Source organism: Endozoicomonas sp. ONNA2, from assembly GCF_024606365.1.
In the GTDB taxonomy this organism is placed as follows: domain Bacteria; phylum Pseudomonadota; class Gammaproteobacteria; order Pseudomonadales; family Endozoicomonadaceae; genus Endozoicomonas.
Map to the genome: position 1 here is coordinate 1 of NZ_JAHHPO010000091.1, position 2,130 is coordinate 2,130.

General features: G+C 42.9%; 2 protein-coding genes. Both read left to right on the forward strand.

What is annotated here, in order from left to right:
* The first annotated feature begins 600 nt into the window (after positions 1 to 600).
* On the forward strand, positions 601 to 1,698 hold the full coding sequence (locus KDK14_RS01660) for an AarF/UbiB family protein (protein WP_257263278.1): 1,098 nt from the start codon (positions 601 to 603) through the stop codon (positions 1,696 to 1,698).
* Positions 1,699 to 1,868: 170 nt separating this feature from the next.
* Positions 1,869 to 2,130, forward strand: a 262-nt coding sequence (locus KDK14_RS01665) for a hypothetical protein (protein WP_257263279.1), incomplete at its 3' end; no start/stop codon positions are given.

Here is a 2,130-nt window from a genome sequence, read left to right on the forward strand (position 1 = left end):
GAGTGCCGGCACAAGGAGTCAGAAATATATGATTTCATATGGTTAGCTACTTAAACACCACTTTATAAAGGATTTACTATGGATGTTCCAGGGTGGCCTCTGTCGTCAGATTATTCAGGGATACCGGTTCAATCTTTAGCCGGTTCATCTGCCAGCGTTGAATCGACCTATCAAGGAAGGCGAGTCAGTCAATCCTTTGAAGACTCACCAAGCCTTAAAGCAGAGAATCCGGGGTTGTGCTCCAGGGCATGGTCTGAAATTAAAAGCATTTCACGCAATGTTTCGATATTCTGCCGGGCAGTCTGGAAAGTAACATTGATCGGTTATTGTTATCTGAAACACCGACTGTTTCGATGCAATTTTACCAGCCAGAATTTGCAAAATTATTTACAAAGGCTGGGTTCGGCTTATCCAAAACTGCTCCAGATGCTGATTGCTAATCCAGGGCTGGTAAAGCAATTGGCAGCTGATTTCAAAATCAACGAGTCCGACTATCCTGAGTATTATGCTGTGATCAGGAATGTTTTGGATAACAATCCTGAAATACCCGCTACCGTTGCGAGATCCATCCTGGATAAAGCCGGTTATAAAGATCATTCAGTGGAACGGCATATTGCCACAGGAACGATAGGCTCATGCTTTGAAGTTAAAAAAGATGAAGAATCATACTTGGTCAAAGTGGTTCCGGACTGGAAAGCCATTGATTTGGTCGCAGGTTTAAAATCCATAAGAATGCTAATGCTTTTCTTGCCAAAAACAATGAAAACGGCCTTCCGCGAACTCACTGATCCGTTTATTGCAGAGTGCCAACTCAACGAAGAAAAAAAGAACCAGACAGTATTCAAAGAAGCGCTGGAAAAAACTGATAAAGAAGTACCACTTGAACTTCCCTTACTCAATGAGAAGAAATTAACTTTCAAAGTGCCAGAAATAACCGAAACTTCAGATGCTGATAACCTGCTGATCATGGAATATCTTCACGATGCGCACACGTTGAATGCATTGGCGAACCCGGCAAACAAGCAGCTGCGGTCAGAAATCTTCCACAGGTATTATAGTGACTTTCCTTTCAGGTATGACGATTTTTATGGCATGGCTTTATTAGGTACTGTCCACGGTCTGGTCAAAACAAAATGGCATGAGCTTGCCTTGAAACATGGCATTGTTCATGGCGACTGTCACCCTGGAAATATCATGCTAAGGTTCAAACCCGGTGGCCACATAGATGTCTGGTTTATCGACTTCGGCAATTGCATCATGCTCACAGAAGCACAAATGGCGCTATACCCTGAGAATGTTGGCCTGTTGAGTAAATTGGCCAATCCATATTTACCTGAAGCCGTTAATCAAGCCAGGGTTGATCGACTGGTAGATATTATCTGGGATGAAATGGCTATAAGCATCGAGGATAATACACCGGCTAACAAGGAGACATTCAAAAACAAGATGTTGAATTCATTTATTGCACTCAGGAATTACGAAACAACCATAAATGAATCGTCCATGTCACCCAAAGATAAAGCAATTCTTATAAACGGCTTTAATGACCCCTCGAAAAAGGAGCTCATCAGAGTTCTTTTCTTCTCTTTTGCTTCGACTACAATGAGTTCGATCTGCAAAGAAGAAGGTATTGAACTGCCTTCATCTTTCACACGCTATAATGCCGCCCATTTCAGGGCAGGCATTGACCTTGCGTAAACGGATTGTTTCGCATCAAAATGGGGCTGTTATTGACAGCCCTTTTTTTTACGGTCTCAATTTGGAACTTTTTGGCGGTTAGTTGTCTAACATCAGTAGCTGTCCATATGGAATCGTATATTTCTGGCTGCTTATTCCTTTGAATCAAATAATATTGAAGGGCTTCTAACATGAATACCCCGGTTGGTGGATTACCCTCTTCTGCACCCCCACTTTATCCTGCACAGGACGCTGATAGCAGGGAAGCTGATGGATTGGTCGGAATTATGATCCGATATTGCTCAGATTCTCGGGGCAGGCTCAATAAAGACCGGTTATCAGGTCTTCTGGGCAGGACGATCAAGTTAGTTGAGCTGCGAACCGGTGTGTTGCCGCCGACTGTAAGGAATTGTCTAAAAATAACTTTCCCATTTCACTCTAATTCTGGAACTA